Genomic DNA, 22,230 nt, shown 5'->3' with positions numbered 1-22,230 from the left:
TGAAAATAACTTTTAGACTATATATATCCAACTAGGGAATATACAGCTATTCCTATCCATTCTTTGGTTAATTTATGCCATATCAAAATTGAGTCAATGCTCGGTTGAATAATTGATCTTAAATTGGCTCTCGGTATTTTTCCGTAAAAATCTACCGGAAAAGTATCGGGGTGTAGGCCAACTTTTGCAAAACAAGCCGTGGCACGTTTCATATGAAAGGCAGAGGTTATTAATAACAACTGGTTGGATTGAATTAGACCGACTTCTTTGGAGGTAATTATTTTTTCACTAAAAACGGCGTTTTCTCGAGTATTGCTTGCTTTTGTTTCTACTATTATATCCGATTTATCAACCCCAGCCCATACCATAAAATCTCTTAATGATTCGGCTTCAGATAAAGGATGGACTGGATTAAAACCCAATCCTCCAGAAATTAAGATCTTTTTAATTTTACCCATTTTATACAACTGTACCGTATGTGTGGCCCTATCTGCTCCACGAGCAAAGTAGGTACGGTCCTTAGGTAATTTGTCTATATGCGTAACTCCCGTCAGTACAATGCCTAATTCATAGACAGGCAAAGTGGATAGGTCTTTCGTTGGAGGTTCCCAATTGTAAATCAGTAGGTTGGATAAATAGGAATTTGAAAAAAACAATAGGAGTACAATGCCTGCTAGCAAGAGTTTTTTACCCCATGATTTTTTATTGAAAATATAGCCTAGAAGAAGAAGCATTAGGCAGATACTAAATGGCATTATTAAAAAACTGAACAACTGGGAAATATAAAAAAACATTGTACCTGGTATTTTGGAATATCCTTATAAACTTTACTTTGAATTCAATTTCAAAATTATTCAATATTTAGCTATTGTCTGAAACTTTTCTTCATAACTTCACTTTTCACGAAATGAAATAATGTCAATTTTGTGAAAGGAATGTCAAAACCGATTGATTTAAATGGTCACAGAAACTCCCTTACAAATCTATAAATCGTCTGCTGGGTCTGGTAAAACTTATACCCTTACCACAGCTTATCTGAAGCTAGCCCTTGAATCGCCCATGGCATTTCGGCGTATTTTGGCTGTAACCTTTACCAATAAGGCTACTCAAGAAATGAAAGACCGAATCATCGATGAGTTGAAAAGGCTAAAAAAAGGGGTGGATGTCTCTGAAACAATGGACAAGGAGTTATTGGAGAAATGGCAGTTAAGCCCCGAGGAATTGTCCGCAAGGGCTGGGGAGGTTTTGTCAGCGATCCTTCATGATTTTGGCTCTTTTTCGGTGAGCACCATCGATAGTTTTTTTCAAAAAGTAATTAGGGCATTTGCCAGAGAGATTGATTTACAGGCCAAATTTGATGTAGAATTGGATCTTGATAGTGTAATGGCCAGAACAGTAGACAGGCTTATGCTTCGAGTGGCGGATGATCCAGGGTTGCACAAGTGGATGGTTGAGTTTTCGATAAGCAAGATTACAGAGGGGAAATCTTGGGATATTAGAAAGTCGGTAGAAGACCTGGGAAAGAAAATCTTTCTTGAGGATTTTAAAATGGTCCAAAAAGAAGTCAATGATTTCTTAGAGAACCCTGAAACATTTCAAGCCTTCAAAGATTTCATTTTTGAACAGAAACAGCTAATTATTAACAAAGCATTGGAGTTAAAATCTTCAGCTCAATCCATTAGGAGTAACTATGGATTGGCCTGGGAAGATTTTAGTGGAGGGTCAAGGTCATTTAGTAAAAAGTTTGATCAATTGGGAGATAAGAACAGTCCCATACCTACTCTTACCAGTCTACAAGAAAAATTATTGCTAGGTCCAGAAGGATGGTATACCAAAACCAGTAAAGTGAAAACGGCAATAGAAATGGCTTATCATGATGGCTTGGGGGATATTCTAAGGGAATTTGGTCCTTTGACAAAACAGTGGAATACACTCGACGCCATTTCTAAAAATCTATATACTTTTGGTTTATTTGGTTACCTGCTTAGAGAGTTAAAAGAGTTGAAGGAAGAGGAGAATATGCTCCTGATTTCTGAAACCAACGACTTTCTTAAATCAATTACAAGTGACAATGATGCCCCGTTCATATATGAAAAAGTAGGGAATAGGTTTCAGCATTATTTATTGGATGAATTTCAGGACACTTCAGGGTTTCAGTGGGCAAGTTTTAGGCCTCTTTTGCTAAATACCCTTTCTATGGGAAAGTCAAATTTGGTAGTAGGAGATGTCAAGCAGTCTATCTACCGATGGAGAGGGGGAGAAATGCGTTTACTAATGGAGCAGGTGGAAGGTGACCTTGGACATTTTGGTCTAAATGTAAAAAAGCTGGATACTAATTTCAGGAGTTTACCTAATATTGTAGCCTTCAACAATACCTTGTTTTCAAAATTGTCTCAATATTTAAGTGATCACTTAAAGTCAACTTTAGGTGATCCAAGCATGGAGATGATAGAAATAGCCTATGCTGATATCCTACAAAAAGTGGCTTCTAGGCAAAAAGCCAAGGGCATCAACGGAAAAGTAAAGTTGTCTTTTATTGAAACTGACAAAGAAACTAAATATGATGATGAAGTACTGAGGCTTTTACCTCAACAGGTAGAAGGATTGTTGGATCAAGGTTACCAATTGAAAGACATAGCTATCCTAGTTCGAAAGAATGGGCAAGCGGCAAAAATTGCAGAAGCTTTTATGGCTTATGCGGAAGACAACAAAGGAAATAATTATAGGTACGATGTATTATCAGATGAGGCATTGTATCTAACCAAATCCACAGTCGTCAAATGCCTTTTGGCAGCTTTGCGAATTGTTAATGATGTGGAAGATACCCTTGCGGAAAAAACATTTTGGATTCAATTGGCAAGGATTAGAAATATTTCCTTTGACCATGTTTTATTTAAGGTAGATAGCCTTCCTGAGGAATTAATAGGGCTTAAAGAGAAACTTTATAAACAGCTTCCGACTTTCAGGAAATTACCTTTAATGGATCTACTTGAAGCAATGATTGATCTTATAGGTTTAAATGAGGGGATTGGAGAATTGGCTTATTTGTCTGGGTTTAAGGAGGCGGTGTTTGACTTTATAGCCAAAAATAGAGCTGATCTTGGGGGATTCCTCAACTGGTGGGAGCAGCAAGGTTATAAAAGAACAGTTAAAATTCCAGAAGAATTTGACGCCATTAGGATTCAAACCATCCATAAATCTAAAGGTTTGCAGTACAAGGTAGTGCTTTTGCCTTATCTGGACTGGAAGTTGTTTGATACAGGCAAGGAAAATATTATTTGGGCAAAATACGATTGGGATGAGAATTTACCTCCGGCAATTATTCCTTTAACCTTAAGGCCACAGCTTCTCGATTCTTCTTTTTCAGCAGTTTACCTAGAGGAAAACCTTTTGCATCACCTAGATTCGTTAAATATGCTTTATGTAGCATTTACACGTGCAGAAGAGGTTCTTCTAGGAATGGTACCTTACAATAAGCCAAGGAAAGATAATAAATTGACTACAGTGGCAGATTTGATGCGCGAGATCATGGGGTTTAATGCTCATGGAGATGAGTTATTGAACTTTCAAACTTATTATAACCATGAAAAACTAGAATTTGATTTCGGGGATTGGCATAAAAATGAGACTAAAAAAACGGAGCCTCAGGCCACCCAATCCATGGTGTGGAAATACAGACCATGGGAAACTTCATTACAAGTCAAGCAAGTATTTGGAGAGTTCGAGACCTCAGAAATTGCTTCTAAGAGGGAATTTGGAGTCTTGGTCCATCGCATAATAGAGAAATCTCAAACCAAAATGGATTTTCTACTTGAACTCCAATCCATGTTTTTTGATGGTGCCGTGACAGAGGAGGAAAGGAAATCTTTAGAAGTGCAATTTGAGAAACTTTGCCAACAAAGTTCTTTTAACTCATGGTTTGATGGCTCGGGGCAGGTGCTAACCGAACAAGGGATATTTCTTCCGGGGGGAGAGTTTAAAAGACCCGATAGGATTATTTATTATGCTGATAGAATAGAAGTAATAGATTTTAAGACAGGAGAAGAAAGAGAAGCACATAAAAAACAGGTAACCGATTATGTTGCACTGGTGAAAAGTATAGAGAAGGAGAGGGGCGTTCAGGGGTTCATCTGTTATTTAGAAAGTGGTTCAATTGTAAAGGTTATTTAAATGGATGGTTTTTTAAAGCGTACTGCCGCAGATTTATTGCAGAGAGGGGTTGATCTAAAAGATTTTCAAGTAATACTACCTAATAGAAGAGCAGGCTTGTTCTTTACCAAATACCTAGGTCAATTAGTAACCAAACCGGCCTATATGCCGAAAGTAATTACAATTGAAGATTTTTTCTGTGACATTGCCGGTAAACGACCAGCAGATAAGCTAAGTTTGATTTACGAACTTTATAAGGTGTTCAAACCCCTTTCTGGTAGTGAAGAAAGCTTTGATAGATTTTATTTTTGGGGAGAAATGATTCTCAGGGACTTTAATGACCTTGACCAATTTTTGGTAAATCCTGAAAAATTATTCATCAACCTAAAAGAGCAAAAAATCCTTGAAAGCGATTGGAGTTTTCTTTCCACTACACAGATCGAATTAATTCAAGCGTTTTGGGCTTCATTTGAAAGTAGGGATCGGTTCCATCAAGAGAAGTTTTTACGATTTTGGGATGTCTTATTTCCCTTGTACAAACAGTTTAATACTTCACTCAAAACACTAGGTTTGGCTTATGGAGGAGCAATTTATCGAGAAGTCGCTGAAGGCCTGGGTAAAATGAAGTCTCCTGATAAAAGTATTGTATTCGTTGGTTTTAATGCATTTACTGGGGCTGAAGAAAAACTTGTGAAATATTTTGTTGAAAACTTTGGAGCTGAGGTTTTTTGGGACATTGATCGGTATTATTTAAATGCCCTAAACCAGGAAGCTGGTATGTTTTTTAGAGATTACAAAAAGGACAAGGTACTAGGGCCAACATTTCCTCAGACTACTCCTGCACGTATTAAAGAGAGCGAAAGGAAGGTACATACTTACGCAGTCCCCTTGAAAATCAATCAGGCAAATATGGTGGGAGCCATTTTGGAGGCTGTTCCTGATTTAGAAAATAATTGGGAGGAGACAGTTGTTATTTTACCTGATGAACAGCTTCTTTTCCCAGTGCTCAACTTACTCCCAGACAAGGTCAATAAGATTAATGTCACTATGGGGTATCCAGTCAAACATACTCCTGTTTTCACCTTTCTTGAGGCAGTTGTGGATCTGCAAAGATATATCCGGGTAGTGAATGAAGATGTATTGTTCTACCATAAGCCTGTCAAAGAACTATTGTCTACAGTTTATCTGTATGATACTGCACCCGAATTTTCACAAAATTTGATTGATGGTTTTACGAGAAATAACACGTTATATGTTTCCACCTCAATTTTAAGTACTGGAGGGCCTTTGTTTGCGAAAATATTTCAGCAAATGACCACTGACAACCTGATGGATAATCTGATTGAGTTAATTCAGATGTTGGCCGAACCATTGGAAGAAAACAGTATGGAGCGAACTTACCTTTACCAGTGTTTCAAGCAGATGAACCGTCTCAAGGCCATTGTGGAGAAAGAGATTAGAGAAGAAGTGAGTATAGCTTTTCTGTTAAGGATTTTTCGTCAGGTCTTTGGGGAAATTAAACTTCCATTTAAAGGGGAACCATTGGAAGGCCTGCAGATAATGGGGGTTCTAGAGTCTAGAAACTTAGATTTCAAAAGGGTCATTATTTGTAATATGAACGAAGGAAGTTTTCCTCCTTCAAATTCCATGAATTCAATGATCCCATTTAATCTTCGTAAGGCCTTTGGTATGCCTATCCAAGAGCAAAATGATGCCATATATGCCTATACCTTTTATAGACTTTTGCATCAGGCCAAAGATGTTCATTTACTTTATACCACTGCGGGTTCTCAAGGTCAGGTAGGTGAAAAAAGTCGGTATATTCATCAGCTCCAGATAGAGATGAATCAAAAAGGCATCCAAAAAAAGGATTCCGTTACCCACATTCCAGTTAATTTATCAGCAGCAAAGCCGATTTCAATAAAAAAAGATAAGTCAATTATAAATCTTTTAAAGAGGTATACCAAACCTTCAAACGGAGAGTGGGAACCAGTTTCTTTTTCACCTTCGGCATTGAATGTATGGTTGGATTGCAGGCTAAAGTTTTACCTTACTTATATAGCAGGAATTGAAGTGCCTGAGGAAGTGCAAGAGGAAGTGGATCCAGCTATTTTTGGAAATCTTGTACACATGTCGCTTGAAAACCTATACATGGGATTTATTGAAAGGAAAAAGCGGAAGGTATTGGAGGAGTCAGATATAGACGGGTTAAAAGATTTTGTATACCCAGCGGTAATGAAAGCTATAAAAAAGCAATATTTTCTGGAGAATGAAGAAAGCCAAAAACTCACAGGGCAATTGGTGATCGCAAGGGATGTCCTTCAGAAGTATTTGCAAGGTGTGCTTGTTAAAGACAAAGAATCGGCTCCATTTGAAATTATTTCCTTGGAAGCAGGGAAAAAATACAGGGCATTTGTGCCGATTAATATTGAGGATGGGGTAGTTAATGTGGCTTTGGGGGGTATTATAGACAGGGTGGACCGGATAGGTGAAACTGTTCGTTTGATTGACTATAAGTCCGGTCAGGACAAAAAAAGCTTTAAAGGGATTGATAGTTTGTTTGACAGAGACAGCAAAGATCGAAATAAGGCGGCGATGCAAACTTTCTTTTATGGTCTATTGTATGAGGCAAATTTCCCAGACAATCAATTCTTTCTTAAACCTGCCATATTCAATTTAAGAGAGATTTTCAAAGAAGATTTTAATCCTTACCTACAAGAAACCATAGGGCATCAGAAGAAAATAGAAGTTACTGACTACGCGAATTATAGAGATGAGTACCTTTTGGGGCTTCAGGGTACCCTTGAAGAAATATTTGATAAGGACCAAGATTTCGACCAAACTACCGATACTGGGAAATGCGAATATTGTCCCTATACCAATATCTGTTCAAGATGATTAATAGAGTTAAGAATGCAATTTATAGCGTCAATATGAATTCAGTAAATAGGTGAAAAAAAATATTTTTCAATTAATTTGGCAGGGTTTTCTCGGTGAAAAAGCAAAATATCAACGATTTGATTGTTTTTTTATTAAGATCAACCTTATTAAAAACAATCTTGCCTTATCTTTCTGGAAATTAAGGGAACAACAAAATCTTAATGACGGTTAAAAGGTAATGAATTATAAATTGGATTAAAATAGTAATTATTTCGACCTTTGAAAATTAAAAATCATGACAAGACTATAGTAGTTTTTAATTGGTCAAAATTTTTTAAACCATCGTTAGGTTTTTGAATAGTATAAATTGCCCAAATTGGGTGTTTTTGAGGTGTTGGGCTAATGAAGTTATAAGGGAAAAACGAAAGGTAAAGCACATAAGATTAGAAAACAGATTAATAGGTGAAGCAGAAAAAGCATACAATTGTATTTGTTGATGATGACAAGGTCCAACATATGATCAACAAGCGTGTTTTACAAAAAATGAATCTAGGTGTGAATATGGTTTTCTTCGTAAAACCTTTTGAAGCACTAGAATGGTTAGGCACGAATAATGCAGATGTTATTTTATTGGACATTAATATGCCGGAAATTGATGGGTGGGAATTTTTAAAGCGGATGGAGGCCGAAGGCATCAATGGAAACGTTAAAATGCTTACTGCATCTTTGGATCCAGGAGATGTGATAAAAAGTGAAGAGTTTAAACAGATAAGTGGTTTTTTGGTTAAGCCTTTAAAGGAAGAGAATTACATAGAACTTTTGGCCGATTAATAGTGTTGGTTGATTTTTGAAAACCATTGTAGCATTTGAATTTTAATATATCAAAAATATGGCTGAAAACCTCAAAGGAAATGATAAAGTGTTTGGTAAAAGAATAGACAAGTTTTTCATTGGGCTTGAAAGGGCATTCTTATTTCTTAAGAAATTTTTTATTGAAGTGTGGATTCCTCCTTATGAATTTAAGGAGGTAATTCGGCAATGTTACCGAATAGGGTATAACTCACTACCATTAATTTCTCTAACGGGTTTTATTGTAGGGATCGTTTTTACCAATCAGTCAAGACCTTCCCTTTCGGAGTTTGGAGCCACATCATGGTTGCCCGCATTAATTTCGATTGCAGTTGTTAGGGCCATGGGGCCTTTGGTTACCGCACTCATTGCGGCAGGTAAAGTTGGCTCGAGTATTGGAGCTGAGATTGGTTCAATGAAGGTGACCGAGCAAATTGATGCGATGGAAGTTTCTGCTACTAATCCTTTTAAGTTTCTTGTCGTAACAAGAGTGTTGGCCAGTACATTTATGATACCTGTATTGGTGTTGTACACGGATTTTGTTGCGCTTATGGGGGCTTTCTTAAATGTCCATGTCAATGAGATGGTAAGTATAAATACCTTTTTTGTTCAGGTTTTCGATTCCATTTCATTTCTCGATATCACCTCTTCAATGTTAAAATCCTTGGTTTTTGGATTTACAATTGGAATAGTTGGGTGTTACAAAGGGTATAATTCCACTAAAGGAACAGAAGGAGTAGGTAAGGCAGCTAACTCCGCTGTTGTTATGGCCATGTTTTTAATATTTATTGAAGAATTATTGTCTTTACAGATCACTAATTTCTTTAGGCAATTATAATATGAAAGATACTGTTATTCAAATAAAAGACCTTTCCAAATCCTTTGGGGATATGGATGTTCTTAAGAACGTAAATTTGGACCTCTATAGGGGGGAGAATTTAGTAGTACTAGGTAAATCAGGAAGTGGTAAATCCGTATTGATCAAAATTATGGTTGGTTTGCTCACTCAGGATAGTGGTTCAGCCATTGTACTGGGTAAGGAAGTTAGTCAATTGAATCAGAGAAGCCTCAATGAGTTAAGGCTGAAAATTGGGTTTTCCTTTCAAGCTAGTGCCCTTTATGACAGTATGACTGTTAGAGAAAACCTTGAATTTCCCTTGGTAAGAAATGTGAAAAATCTGAGTAAAGGTGAAAAAGACAGATTGGTAGAGGAGGTATTGGAAGGTGTAGGGCTGATTCAAGCAATAAATCAGATGCCTTCGGAATTGTCAGGAGGACAAAGGAAAAGAATAGGTATAGCCCGAACACTTATCTTAAAACCAGCCATTATGCTCTATGACGAGCCTACCGCAGGATTGGACCCCATTACATGCATGGATATAAATAACCTGATCAACCAAGTGAATGAAGAGTATAAAACCACCTCTATTATTATTACGCACGATTTGACATGTGCTAAGGTGACGGGAGACAGAATGGCCGTGCTTCTTGATGGACACTTTGGGAATACTGGAAAATTTGAAGAGGTATTTGAACATGCCGTAGACGGCAGAGTAAAATCATTTTATGACTATAATTTCATCGAACAATGAGAAATGAAAATAAAAGATCCGTTACAGTTGGCATTTTTGTGTTGATAGGGATCGCAATATTGGTTGTAGGCATCCTTACCCTTGGGGCCCAACAAAAAGCCTTTGTGAAAAGTGTAAGGGTTACTGCAGTCTTTGACGATGTTGGAGGCTTACAAACTGGAAATAATGTATGGTTTTCTGGGGTGAAAATAGGAACAGTGAAGAAAATTAATTTTTATGGAGATTCTCAGGTGGAAATTGAAATGAACATTGAATCTTCCTCTAAAGATTATATTAAAAAGAATTCTAAAGCGACCATTAGTTCGGATGGACTTATAGGGAACAAAATCATTGTGATCTATGGCGGATCAGGACAGGGGCCTTCTATCGAAGATGGAGATAAGCTGACCGCAGAAATGCCATTGGATACAGACAAGATGATGGAGACATTGCAGGTAAATAACAATAACCTAGTGTCCATTACTGAAGACTTAAAAGTGCTTACCCATAAAATTTCTAGCGGAGAGGGGATAGTTGGCGCTGTTTTAACCGATAGTATGCTAGTGAAAAACTTCAGGACGGTTATGGAAAACCTAGAAAAAACGGCCCTTAATAGTAATAGAATGACTGCTGAACTGGCAAAATTCTCTAACGAATTAAACCAAAAGGGAGGTCTTGTTGATAAAATGTTGAATGATACTACGCTATTCGTAAGCTTAAAGACCACTGCTGAAAGTCTTGAAACTACTTCTGCAGAAGCGAGTAATGCAGCTAAAAACTTCAGTAAAGTCAGTGAAAACCTCAACCAAACAGACAATGCAATGGGAATGCTACTGAACGATGAGGAGTTTGCAGCTTACTTGAAAAGTACCATGAGTAGTTTGGACACAGGCAGCATAAGGATGAATGAAACATTGGAAGCCTTGCGTTATCATTGGTTTTTCCGAAAGTCATTTAGGAAAAGAGATAAGGCAGATGCTGAATCACAATAATATAGATAGGATAAAAAAGCGGAATTTGTTTCCGCTTTTTTTATGGCCCTATAATTGATTGTAATTCGGTATATTAGTATATTAGATAATATTTAAATTCGGAATAAATATCCTTTTTATTAATAAACCTACTTATTTTATGACAAAAGATCCATATAAAATCATAAAGAAACTTCCCTCAGCTCAAGGTGATCTTAATTACTGGAGTTTGAAAGAATTGCAAAAGCAAGGGCATAATATTAATAAACTTCCCTTTTCAATTAGGGTACTTTTGGAAAATACATTAAGAAATTTTGATGATTTTGCCATTACCAAGGAAAACATTGAAACCCTGCTTAATTGGAAACCGGAACCTTCAGAAAAGGATATTCCCTACAAACCTGCAAGGGTGCTTATGCAGGATTTTACAGGAGTGCCTGCAGTGGTAGATATCGCATCCCTTCGATCAGAGGCAGTACGAAAAGGCAAGAACCCTGAAAAAATTAATCCTTTGATACCTGTAGATTTGGTAGTGGACCATTCTGTTCAGGTTGATTATTTTGGCACCAATTACTCCTACAAAAAAAATGTAGATGTTGAATATAAAAGGAATGGTGAACGTTATGAATTTTTAAAGTGGGCCCAAAAATCCTTTAATAATTTTTCAGTAGTTCCTCCGGGTATGGGGATTTGCCATCAGGTGAATCTTGAATACCTTGCTCAAGGGGTCATTGCCAGAGATGGGAATGCTTTCCCTGATACCTTAGTAGGTACAGATTCCCATACACCCATGGTGAATGGGATTGGTGTTGTTGGTTGGGGTGTAGGTGGAATTGAGGCTGAGGCAGCCATTTTAGGGCAACCTATCTACTTTATCATGCCAGAGGTGGTAGGGCTTAGGCTTACCGGTACTTTACCAATGGGGACAACCGCTACAGATATGGTACTGACCATTACAGAGCTTTTGAGGCGACAGAGTGTAGTAGGTAAATTTGTTGAAGTATTTGGCCCTGGTCTGGATGGTCTATCAGTGCCGGATAGAGCTACTATTTCCAATATGTCTCCAGAGTTTGGCTGTACGGTTACTTATTTCCCCATAGATGATCGGACATTGGACTATATGGGTAGAACGAATAGAGCCCCAGAACAAATCAAGCTTGTAGAGGACTATGCCAAAGCGAACATGCTATGGAGAGAAAATGAAGATGATATCAATTATTCATCAGTAGTTGAGTTGGATTTGGGCACTGTGGAGCCAACAGTTTCAGGACCAAAAAGACCACAAGACAAGATCCTATTAAAGGAATTTAAAGAAAAATTTGGATCTCTACTTAAGGAAGTGCACGGAAGAGAATATATCCCTATTGAAAAAAGAGAAGTGGGTAGATGGTTAGATGAAGGTGGAGGAAATCAACCAGTGGAAAGTGGGAAACAACAGCTAGATCGAGATCTTGAAATAGAGACCAAAGTAAAAAATGGATTGAAAACCGTAGGTGTCAAATTGAACAATGAAGAATTTGCGCTCTATGATGGGTCTATTGTTATTGCAGCCATTACTTCGTGTACCAACACATCCAACCCTAGTGTGATGATAGGGGCTGGTTTGATTGCCCGTAAAGCAAGAGAACGAGGGATAGATGTGAAGCCATGGGTGAAAACCTCTCTAGCGCCCGGATCTAAGGTTGTAACGGACTATCTCCATAATGCTGGACTACTAGAAGACTTAGAAGCTTTGCGCTTTCACGTAGTCGGTTATGGTTGTACTAGCTGTATTGGTAATTCAGGGCCTTTACCTTCGCATATCGCCAAGGCAGTGGAAGAAAATGATTTGATAGTGGCATCTGTTTTATCAGGTAATAGGAACTTTGAAGCAAGGGTGCACCCTCAAGTGAAAATGAATTACCTGATGTCACCTATGCTAGTGGTAGCTTTTGCGCTTGCAGGAAGAGTGGATGTAGATCTTAATAACGAACCTTTGGGATATGATCCGAACCTTGAGCCGGTTTATCTAAAAGATCTTTGGCCTACCAATGATGAAATTTTTGAAGTGGCTAAGCGTGTGCTTTCTCCAGGTGATTATAAAAAAAGTTATGGGGAAATATTTAAAGGAAACGAACAGTGGAGCCAATTAAAAGCCCCGGAAGACAAGGTTTATCAATGGTCAGATAAATCTACCTATATTAAAGAAGCTCCATTTTTTAATGGAATTTCAGAACAGGTCCATGAGGCTAATGAAATTTCTAATGCAAGGGTCTTATTAAAGCTTGGTGATTCAATTACAACTGACCATATCTCTCCTGCAGGTTCTTTCTCTCCCAAATCACCGGCCGGTAAATATTTGCTAGATAAAGGTGTGGAGCAGGTGATGTTCAATTCCTATGGCTCCCGAAGAGGTAATGATGAGGTGATGGTAAGAGGCACTTTTGCCAATGTCAGGATAAAAAATCAATTGGCCAATCAAGAGGGTGGGTATACTACGCATATGCCATCAGGAGAAGAAATGACTGTGTTTGACGCTTCCCGTAAATATATAGAAGACAATGTACCGCTATTGGTTTTGGCAGGTAAGGAATATGGTAGTGGCTCCTCGAGGGATTGGGCTGCAAAAGGCACTACGCTTTTGGGTATTAAAGGAGTGATTGCAGAAAGTTATGAAAGAATCCATAGATCTAACCTGGTTGGTATGGGAGTACTCCCAATGCAGTATGCAGCAGGCCAAACCGCCGCTTCTCTAGGTCTTACTGGTAAAGAGCAAATTTCCATTGAAGGAATAAAAGATGGATTAAAGCCTTTGAAAGTTTTAAAAGCTAAGGCTATAAGTGATGATGGTAGTGAAATAAACTTTGAAGTTGTCGCTCGCCTTGATTCTTTGATAGAAATCGAATATTATAAAAATGGAGGAATTCTTCATTATGTGCTAAGGCAATTTCTAAAAGCCTAAATTTGATAAAATAAAAAAAGCCTGTTTTTTAAAAACAGGCTTTTTTTGGTGATCCCGCTGGGGTTCGAACCCAGGACCCTAACATTAAAAGTGTTATGCTCTACCAGCTGAGCTACAGAATCGGATAATAAATCAAAAGTAACATTTTACCTTTGCTGCCATTGAAAATTTAACAATGTGATCCTGTCAGGACTCGAACCTGAAACCTACTGCTTAGAAGGCAGTTGCTCTATCCAGTTGAGCTACAGGACCTTTTTTTGTTAAAAAGAAACAAGCCTTTCGACCTGTTTCTCTGTGCTTTTTCAAAAGCTTGTGCAAATGTAAGGTAGTTTTTTTTAATTGCAAACAGATAATGGAAAATACTTTTCTTTTCTTCAAAATGATTGGTGATCTTTGAAAAAAAAAGCGCCTATGATACCGGAGCACTTGCCCCCGATTGACGATTTTTATATTAAAACCTTAAGTGAGATTTCACTTAAGGAGGTGCTTTTCTGCGCCCCCGATACGCCTATTTTCAAGGCGGCTCAAATCATGAGGGATGAGAAATCCAGTTGTTTGTTTGTGGGGGACAATATTGACACAATACAAGGGGTGGTTACTGACATTACCTTACGGGACAATGTGATGGCAATAGAAAGATCCTCAAAAGATGCGGTTAAAGAAATAATGGATACCAAGCTGGTGTCTATTTCTAAAGAGTCATTGGTGTATGAAGCCTTATTGCTCATGTTTAGAACCAAAACGCGATATTTATTGGTGGAAGAGGAGGGACACTTTGTAGGCGTGACCAGTCGTAATAAGATATTGACTGTTCAATCGCTTTCTCCCTTTGTGTTTATACAATCCGTAAAACAAGCATTAGATGAAGAAGAGCTAAAAGAAAAATGGAAGCAAGTGCCGGGAATGGTGGATCAGTTAATTCAAAGAGGAGTTAGGTCTGAGATAATAAATCAAATTATATCAGCGATTGCTGATATAATTGCTTTAAGGGTGATAGAACAGGTGATAAAGAAAAAGGGTCCGCCACCTGCTAAGTTTGTTTTTTTTGTATTGGGTAGTGAAGGTCGTAAGGAGCAAACCCTTAAAACCGATCAGGACAATGCAATCATTTATGAGGACAAAGCAAATGAACATCGAGAATTGGTTCGGGATTATTTTCTTGATTTTGCTAAAACCGTATCTGATCATCTCAACGAAATTGGTTTTGATTATTGTAAAGGAGGATTTATGGCCAGCAATTCAAAATGGACCCATTCCTTGTCCCACTGGAAGAAAAATTATGAGGAATGGTTTCAGGAGTCTTCCATGGAGACCGTGTTGAGCTATGGTACATTTTTTGATTGCAGACCCATTTATGGTGATTTTTCATTATTGGAAAATTTAAAATCATTTATGGATGAGCAGTTGCATTTTCCGTTGGAAAGATTTTTCTTCAATATGGCCCAAAATGCGCTTCAATATGATACCCAATTGACATGGCTAAAAAATATAAAAACTTTCAAGGTTGACGAGGAGGAGGTTTTTGACATTAAACGGGCAATGACTCCTATGGTGAATGCCATGCGTCTATATGCCTTAGCCAACAGGGTTTTTGAAACCAATACAGGGAAAAGATTAGAAATTTTGACTGAGCTTAAGGTTTTTAGTGCTAGGGAATCAAAGGAACTGTACCAAGGGTATTATTATCTAATGGGATTACGTCTTGAAAAACAGGCAGGAGCCATTATTAATGAAGGAAAACCACCGTTGAATTATATAAAAATTAGCCAACTTACCCAGGTTCAATTGGTTACTATCAAAGAAATTTTTAAGGTAATCAGGGATCTCCAATTGAAGCTTAAAATCAAGTTCACTAAATCATTTTAAATTAAACAATTTTGGAATTATATAGTGGTTAACCAATAGGTAAGCCCACATAAATATTCAATACTTATTTGCTTTTTTTCTAAGGGTGAATTTTCTATAAATGACCTTTAAATGATTTTTGGTCAAGAAAATCCGGTTGAATAAAGCTTGTTAATTTTGAACATTTTACCTTTCAGTCCGTTCCTAGGGGTACCACATTTTTATGGAAAACAAAAACCACTCATTCGGTCAAGACCCAATTGGTAAATTATTACTTCAACAAGCGCTCCCAGCAGCTGTAGGTATTTTGGTATTGTCTATCTACGGAATCGTTGATACCATCTTTGTGGGGAGATTTGTGGGGTCTTTAGGAATCGCAACAATAACGGTGGTTTTGCCAATATCATTTTTGATTTCTAGTATAGGTATGTCCATAGGGGTAGGAGGAGCCTCTATTATTTCCCGGGCTTATGGAGATGCTGATGAAGAGAAGGCTTTTCAAACTTTTGGTAATCAAATTGGAATGACCCTGACATTGGCCTTACTGTTTGTTGCCATAGGCTTTATTTTTTCTGAGGAGATTCTAAAGTTATTTGGAGGGAAGGGAGATGTACTGGCGCCTGCCCAGGATTATTTTACAATCATACTTATAGGGATTCCATTTTTAGCTTGGGCCATGATGTGCAACAATGTGATCCGCGCCGAAGGTTACCCAAAAGTAGCCATGTATACCCTAATCGTCCCTGCTGTATTTAATATTGTTTTGGACCCCATTTTCATCGTTTGGTTTGATATGGGCTTAAAGGGGGCTGCTTGGGCTACGACGATCTCCTATGTAGCAAGTGCGGGTTATTCCTTGTGGTTCTTTGTATTTGGAAAGTCTAATATGAAGATGAGCCTGCAGAGAATCAAGCCCAACTATAATATTTCATCTGAGATAACTTCTCTCGGAGCTGTCACCTTTGCCCGGCAGGGGACGGTTAGTGTATTAGCAATTGTTTTAAACAATGAGCTTTTTAAATATGGGGGTGAATTGGGCTTATCCATGTATGGGGTTATAAGTAGGGTGATGATGTTCGCCAATTTTCCGGTTTTAGGGATTACCCAAGGCTTTGTTCCTATTGCAGGTTACAACCATGGAGCAAAACTGCAGAAACGTGTTCATGCAACCATTAAATTAGCCCTCAGGTCTGCTACAATTGTAGCGTTTTTGATTTTTGTCTTGATTTTGATTTTCACAGAGCCCTTGGTGGCCATATTTACCGCGGACCAAGACTTAATTAGGGAAAGTATCCCAGCCATGAGGAAATCATTTTTAGCTACCCCACTATTGGCATTCAGCTTAATAGGTAGCGCCTATTTTCAATCCGTAGGAAAGGCCAAACCTGCTTTATTACTTGCCCTTAGTAAACAAGGGATATTTTTAATACCACTTGTAATTATAATGCCTGCACTTTTTGGATTGGAAGGTATTTGGTATTCCTTTCCATTGGCCGATACAGGTGCTGCCATTATTTCTTATTTCTTCCTGAAAAAAGAAACCAATGCGATATAGGGACTGAACAATAGATTGTCTACCCTGCACTGAAAGGGTCTTATCATGTTACCTTATTACTATTTTAACTTCATAATAGCTTTGGCTCTTTATTACTTTATAGAGTTTGGTATGTGCTTTTTTTCCTGTTGAGGGATGGAATTACTTTAACCCGAAATATGCAATAGATATTCTATTACGTGCTGAAATCGCTTTAAAATCAGCCACTTCGTTGCTGTTTTCAATTTCACCATAGCGGTGCTATGCTAAAATCTCCAAACAGTCTGATTGTCTTGCGATTGCAACACTTCCCGTATACACGGGACAGGCTTCACCCCTGACTATTGTCAGGACGGAGAAATCCTATTACATAATCCGGTTTTAAGAATATTAGATTTTATTGTGTTTTGGTTTGTAAAAAAGAAGCGAGTACTGGGTAGTGGTCAGATAATGTGTCCGGCGCTCCCTGATTCAATACTTTTGCTCCAATTAAAGAATTGGACAAGTTGGGGCTTACTAGGATATAGTCAATCCGTCGTTTGTATTTTTCAAAATCTGATCTTGAAAGTTCTTTTCCCACAACATGCGTTGGGAATGAGTTTCTCTCCTCATCACTTGTATGTTTTTGCACAACATCGATCAATGGGAGTGAAAGGAATCTTGAAATTACGCTGTAGTCTATAGTGCCATCTCGTAATGTTTGATAAGCTTGAGGGCCATTTTTAACCATTCTTAAACTGTCAGAAATTTGACTTCTTTTTAAAGCGATAGGATTCTTGGTATCAAAATTCGCATCATATGGAGAATGGGCATTGAAATCTCCAAGGATCATTAATTTCTTGTCAGGATTATTGAAGATGCTTTTTTCGGTATAATCACAGATTATCTCTGCCTCTCTGCGTCTGAATTTCCAGTCGTGGGGACTTAGGTGGACAACTATAAAATCAATACCATAGGTTTCTACATGAAGCATTCCATGCCATAAGCCTCCCATCATTTTCGTTTCCAATTGAATGGGGTTCTTTGAAATTATGCCTATTGGATATCCATTTTCTTTTAGCAATACTGAATAGTCATGGCCCAATTCCTTTGCCCAAATTTCTAGGTCTTCATCCGTGAAATCATTAAGTTCTTGAAAGCCAATTACATCAGCATCAATTTCTTTTAGCCATGTAGTCATGTTTTTCTTTCTTTCTAAATCCTTGCCCCAATCAAAGCCGTTAAGAATGTTGTAACTTAACACTTTAATGGTGTCATTTTGTGCGTTGAGCAAATGAGAAGAAAAGCAAAAGGTAAGACTGAAAAGGATTAACTTTATTTTAAGGTAGCGCATTTTATGTGTTTTATATTTGAAGATGGCCTTGTTTTTGTAAGATAACTGGAATTGGAGATTTGATCAAAATGATTTGATAATTTTTAAACTTTCAATGTCAAATGATACATTTTACCTTTTGTCAAAAATGGAAGAATTATTGTTTTAATACTTAGGAATTTTGAAATCCAATTGTTTAATTAATGAAACGCTATCAGTAATTAGCCTTACTACTGTAGGTATGGTATTAAAAGTTATCAATTTTTAATTGAGAAATATTTTTAATGTAGGTACTAAAAGTAGTGGTTATTGTTTTATCATTTACAAGTAGAAAAAGGATAATGGCAAGTAATGGATTTTTATTTATTACATGCGTATGAAGGCAAGTTTAAAAATTACCTTGATATATGTGTTAGGAGGAATTACCTGGATAATCTGGAGTAATAAAGTCGCTGATTATATTTTTTCCGATTATGGTAAGGATTCGATTGATTATATAAAGTCTGTTGATGGGGTTGTGTATGTGATTCTAACTGGAATTTTACTGTACATCTTGATTCAAAGGCAATACAAGCATCTGGGGGATAAGGTTAAAGAGCTTGAAAAGGTAAATCGAAAGCTGGAAGAAGAGCGCTTAAAATCTGAACATGCCATAAAACAATTGGACCATTTTATAATCGTTGCTTCGTATGACCTTTCCGACCCTGTCAGGCAAAGTCATGGATTTTTAGAATTGTTTATCCGCAAAAATAAAGGGAAATTGCCGCAAAATTCAATAGATTTTTTACAGCTCACATTAGATAATTTTTTAAAAATTAAGGAGGTGATATCCGATCTGGTTACATTTTCTCAACTCTCCCAAAATAAGAGAAAACCAGAAATAGTAAGTTTGGATGAAGTATTTGTTAAGGTTATTAACTTAAATTCCAAAAAACTGAAGGATGGCAATATTGAATTGAAAATCGAACCATTGCCTAATGTGATTGGAGATTACAAGCAGCTTATTCAACTCTTTGATCAGCTGATTGCTAACGCCATTAAGTTCAAGGATGTTTCAAGACCTCTAAGTATTGAAATTGCTTCCTCAGTATCCGATGACTTTTGTACTGTAGAAGTTAGGGACAATGGTAGAGGAATTCTAGAAGAAAATCTTGAGAGCGTATTTTATATCCTAAAAAGATACGATTATGGATTTATCAAGCGAGGTTCAGGAATGGGTTTGGCTATATGTAAAAGAATAGCAGAAAGTTTTGGGGGTGAGATTTGGGCTAAATCAACTTTTGGGAAAGGAAGCGTGTTTTGTGTTAAGCTGAAAAGCGGCTCAGATTCTTTTTAGTCTATTTTAGCTCAAGGAAGATTAATTATTTGGTTAAGCCTTTTTCTTTTTGCCGCTGGCGCAACTGATTCATGGCCCTATTGATACAATTGACTGAAATCCTTTATACATTTTAAACATGACCTTCGGTGTGCGCGGGGTTTTTAGGTTAAGAAAAAGCCTGTATTTTGTTGATATAAAGAAAGTAATAATATCTATAAATATTTGATTGTTCTGTGTAATGAAATAAAAATAGTGTATTTTTGCTAACGAGTAATGGTGATTTCTATAAATTCAAGTTAGGCTTGAAATGGTCTTATTATTTTTCTAGGTATACCATTAATGATTTTCTATGGATAAGTTGAACATACTTTTAGTCGAGGACAATGAAGGCGATGTCTTCTTAATTTCAGAAGCACTGGAGGATTTAAACTTACCTTTACAAATTAGTTTTGCAAAAGACGGAAGAGAGGCGGTTGAATTTTTAAACTCTTGTAAGAAACATGGAGTTAATCCTACTCCAGATTTGGTGCTGTTGGATATAAACCTTCCTTTCAAAAATGGTCAGGAAGTCTTGAAATTCATTAAAAATTCGGATGAATTAAGGCGCTTACCTGTGATCATGCTTACCACTTCTTCAAATCAAAAAGACATTAACGAATCCTATACCAACCATGCCAATAGCTATATTGTTAAGCCATTTGGAGCTGGGGGATACCAAGAAATTTTACGAAAGGTTCAATTATTTTGGTTGTCACTTGTTGAATTGCCTTCCAAAATATAACTGAATGATAGATTAAAAATAATTTATTGTATACAATATCAAGTAGTTATAGAACTACTCCCTAGACTTATGTTTTTTTCATCTTCTTGAGTTGATGATTGGGGCTTTTCCGGACGATCAAAGCGAGATTTTAGCGTATATAAACAAATCTACTTTAGAGTTGGATAATGTGATTTTAAACATCAACAATAAGACTAGAGATATTGATTATTAATCTTTGGCCGATATTTTTTTCGAATACACATAATCGTCCATGATATAACCATTGCCTATTGGTATGATTTCCTCTTTTACCTTAATAAAACCTTGCTTTTTGTAGAAGTTTATGGCTGGGAGATTGTATTTGTTTACATTTAATGTAAGGTTTTCAAAACCTTGAGCTTTTCCGAATTCTTCCAGTTTTTTAAGTAATTCTTTCCCAAGTCCTTTGCCTTGGGCCGTGGGATGGATTTATATTTTATGAATTTTAATATGTGATTGATTTGGAGAATGTAGTTCATAAGACATGAATCCTGAAAAAGCCTTCTCTATTTCAACAATCCAAAAAAATATTTTACCACCTTCTATTTGATGCCATAGTTCCTTGGTGCTATACATTTTATTCACCATGTATTCCAGCTGTGGAGGGCTTAATATGTCCTTAAAAGTTATGGGCCAGGTGATTTTTGCTAAGTTTTGGATCTTTGGTATGTCTTTGACTTCCGCTTTGTATATTTTAGACATGATAGGTTTAGCTTGAATAAAAATCTTGTTTAAACTTAACTTTTATTATTATAAACTCTTTGAGTGCAAGGAATGTATGGAAAAACCATGAAAGAATTGATACTGCCTTTATTCCATAGAAGAAATTTAGCCGAAATAATGGCAAAGGTATTTGATTTTGAATAAGTGATGAAATTATTTTTTAAAGAAAAAAGACAAAGCCCCCTAAAAAATATAGGAGGCTTTGTGTTAAAATCAGTAGGCTTACAATTCTTCTATAAATTGAAGCCTCTTAATTTTACTTGGGTTAACTTTCTTTTAGTATCTAGAGGAAAGTCTCCTTTCATCATCCAGTCATAATAACCAGGTTCCTCTTTTAGCACTTGAGCTATTGGCTTACCTTTTTGTTTTCCAAAATTGAAACATTCTTCTCCTTTGTCATTAAACACAAAACGGCCAGCCAGATCAACCATTTTTTCATTGATCAGGTTATGGATCTTCTTCATGTCATTTTCCATGATCCCGATCTTATTGCCCTGAAGGTCTTCAAGCTCTTCTCCCAGGTATCTTTCAACTTGGGATTTGAAGACTTCGTAGGTAGCGATGGTGTCTGCCTCTGCACTGTGTGCATTTTCTAAAGTCTTGCCACAGTAAAATTTGTAGGCAGAAGATAGGTTTCTTTTTTCCATCATAAAAAAGATCTTTTGGGCATCCAAAAGGTTCCTTTTTTCAATGTCAAAATCAATACCTGCTCTCAAGAATTCCTCTACGAGTAAGGGAATGTCATATTTCAATACATTGAATCCAGCCAAATCGGCGCCCTCAAAAAAGCGATGCAATTCTTTTGCAACATCTTTGAAAGTTGGGGCATCAACGACGTCCTTGTCATAGATCCCATGAATTAATGAGGTCTCTAGAGGGATTGGAACGGTTGGGTTGATTTTTAATGTCTTTAATTCCTGAGTTGAATCAGGGAAAATTTTCAATATTGAAATTTCAACAATCCGATCAGAAGAGATGTTGATTCCTGTTGCTTCAAGATCAAAAAATGCAATGGGAGTTTTGATATTCAAATCCATTTTATTCGTAAAATTTAAGTAAAGTGAAAAATTAATAATATTAAAAACGTTAATGGAAAGCCACTGCACAATACAGTGAATCAAATGATTTTGATAGGTGATACTTTTCTGGGTAATTTGATACAAATATAGTGATTTTCTTAAGAAAAAAGTTTCGTTCTTTTTTGATTGCGTTTGGCTTTAACTTCTATTTATTTCTTTGATAATGAGTAAGGATGGGAAATTATAATTTGTCTAAAGCTTTGATCTACAAATTCTCCAGGGTTTTATTGGAAGTTTCTTGGTTGAAAAAAAATCA

At 36.8% G+C, this 22,230-nt stretch carries 16 protein-coding genes and 2 tRNA genes; 11 read left to right on the top strand and 7 right to left on the bottom strand.

The features are described from left to right. Positions 1 to 17: 17 nt before the first annotated feature. Complete coding sequence (locus tag CA2015_RS01225; RefSeq protein ID WP_316934195.1) at positions 18 to 755, bottom strand: YdcF family protein; 738 nt, start codon at positions 753 to 755, stop codon at positions 18 to 20. 202 nt (positions 756 to 957) lie between these two features. Here CA2015_RS01225 and CA2015_RS01220 point away from each other — a divergent pair, with 202 nt between their 5' ends. The 7 genes from CA2015_RS01220 (at position 958) to acnA (ending at position 13,361) form a co-directional block, all read left to right on the top strand. Then, entirely contained in the window at positions 958 to 4,170 is a 3,213-nt protein-coding gene (locus tag CA2015_RS01220) for a UvrD-helicase domain-containing protein (RefSeq protein WP_048640239.1), read from the top strand. Continuing rightward, positions 4,171 to 7,047: a PD-(D/E)XK nuclease family protein gene (locus CA2015_RS01215; RefSeq protein WP_048640238.1), complete on the top strand. Its 2,877-nt coding sequence runs from the start codon at positions 4,171 to 4,173 to the stop codon at positions 7,045 to 7,047. 444 nt (positions 7,048 to 7,491) lie between these two features. Continuing rightward, positions 7,492 to 7,860 (top strand): response regulator, encoded by a 369-nt coding sequence (locus CA2015_RS01210; protein ID WP_084011589.1) that lies wholly within the window; start codon positions 7,492 to 7,494, stop codon positions 7,858 to 7,860. 58 nt (positions 7,861 to 7,918) lie between these two features. Then, positions 7,919 to 8,716: an MlaE family ABC transporter permease gene (locus CA2015_RS01205; RefSeq protein ID WP_048640236.1), complete on the top strand. Its 798-nt coding sequence runs from the start codon at positions 7,919 to 7,921 to the stop codon at positions 8,714 to 8,716. 1 nt (position 8,717) lies between these two features. Then, on the top strand, positions 8,718 to 9,470 hold the full coding sequence (locus CA2015_RS01200) for an ABC transporter ATP-binding protein (RefSeq protein WP_048640235.1): 753 nt from the start codon (positions 8,718 to 8,720) through the stop codon (positions 9,468 to 9,470). After that, positions 9,467 to 10,441: an MlaD family protein gene (locus CA2015_RS01195; RefSeq protein ID WP_048640234.1), complete on the top strand. Its 975-nt coding sequence runs from the start codon at positions 9,467 to 9,469 to the stop codon at positions 10,439 to 10,441. The genes CA2015_RS01200 and CA2015_RS01195 overlap by 4 nt, the downstream gene beginning before the upstream one ends. Positions 10,442 to 10,580: 139 nt before the next feature. Further along, positions 10,581 to 13,361, top strand: coding sequence for an aconitate hydratase AcnA (gene acnA, locus CA2015_RS01190; protein ID WP_048640233.1), 2,781 nt, complete (start codon positions 10,581 to 10,583; stop codon positions 13,359 to 13,361). Positions 13,362 to 13,407: 46 nt separating this feature from the next. Here the strand turns inward: acnA and CA2015_RS01185 are convergent. Together CA2015_RS01185 and CA2015_RS01180 are read right to left on the bottom strand one after the other, a co-directional pair. Beyond that, a tRNA-Lys gene (locus CA2015_RS01185) sits at positions 13,408 to 13,483 on the bottom strand. Positions 13,484 to 13,539: 56 nt separating this feature from the next. Next, a tRNA-Arg gene (locus CA2015_RS01180) sits at positions 13,540 to 13,613 on the bottom strand. Positions 13,614 to 13,772: 159 nt separating this feature from the next. Between CA2015_RS01180 and CA2015_RS01175 the strand changes: the two genes are divergently transcribed. Then, a complete protein-coding gene (locus CA2015_RS01175) occupies positions 13,773 to 15,227 on the top strand; it encodes a DUF294 nucleotidyltransferase-like domain-containing protein (RefSeq protein WP_048640232.1) in 1,455 nt (484 codons plus the stop codon). Between the two features lie 202 nt (positions 15,228 to 15,429). Next, entirely contained in the window at positions 15,430 to 16,761 is a 1,332-nt protein-coding gene (locus CA2015_RS01170) for an MATE family efflux transporter (protein ID WP_048640231.1), read from the top strand. Between the two features lie 376 nt (positions 16,762 to 17,137). On the opposite strand, the gene CA2015_RS01165 is transcribed toward CA2015_RS01170, so the two are convergent. Continuing rightward, entirely contained in the window at positions 17,138 to 18,073 is a 936-nt protein-coding gene (locus CA2015_RS01165; RefSeq protein WP_048640230.1) for an endonuclease/exonuclease/phosphatase family protein, read from the bottom strand. Between the two features lie 355 nt (positions 18,074 to 18,428). On the opposite strand from CA2015_RS01165, the gene CA2015_RS01160 reads away from it, so the two are divergent. Both CA2015_RS01160 and CA2015_RS01155 read left to right on the top strand, forming a co-directional pair. Next, positions 18,429 to 19,388 (top strand): sensor histidine kinase, encoded by a 960-nt coding sequence (locus CA2015_RS01160; protein ID WP_048640229.1) that lies wholly within the window; start codon positions 18,429 to 18,431, stop codon positions 19,386 to 19,388. 331 nt (positions 19,389 to 19,719) lie between these two features. Then, complete coding sequence (locus CA2015_RS01155; protein WP_048640228.1) at positions 19,720 to 20,151, top strand: response regulator; 432 nt, start codon at positions 19,720 to 19,722, stop codon at positions 20,149 to 20,151. A gap of 210 nt (positions 20,152 to 20,361) precedes the next feature. On the opposite strand, the gene CA2015_RS25385 is transcribed toward CA2015_RS01155, so the two are convergent. The 3 genes from CA2015_RS25385 to CA2015_RS01145 form a co-directional block, all read right to left on the bottom strand. Continuing rightward, the gene (locus tag CA2015_RS25385) at positions 20,362 to 20,601 is read right to left on the bottom strand and encodes a GNAT family N-acetyltransferase (protein WP_084011973.1); all 240 of its coding nucleotides are present in this window, start codon (positions 20,599 to 20,601) and stop codon (positions 20,362 to 20,364) included. Continuing rightward, complete coding sequence (locus CA2015_RS01150; RefSeq protein ID WP_048640227.1) at positions 20,602 to 20,874, bottom strand: hypothetical protein; 273 nt, start codon at positions 20,872 to 20,874, stop codon at positions 20,602 to 20,604. Positions 20,875 to 21,128: 254 nt separating this feature from the next. Further along, a complete protein-coding gene (locus CA2015_RS01145) occupies positions 21,129 to 21,932 on the bottom strand; it encodes a 3'-5' exonuclease (RefSeq protein ID WP_048640226.1) in 804 nt (267 codons plus the stop codon). Positions 21,933 to 22,230 lie beyond the last annotated feature (298 nt).

The sequence above is a fragment of the Cyclobacterium amurskyense genome (assembly GCF_001050135.1).
Classification (GTDB): domain Bacteria; phylum Bacteroidota; class Bacteroidia; order Cytophagales; family Cyclobacteriaceae; genus Cyclobacterium; species Cyclobacterium amurskyense.
This window is presented reverse-complemented; position numbering and strand designations above follow the sequence as displayed.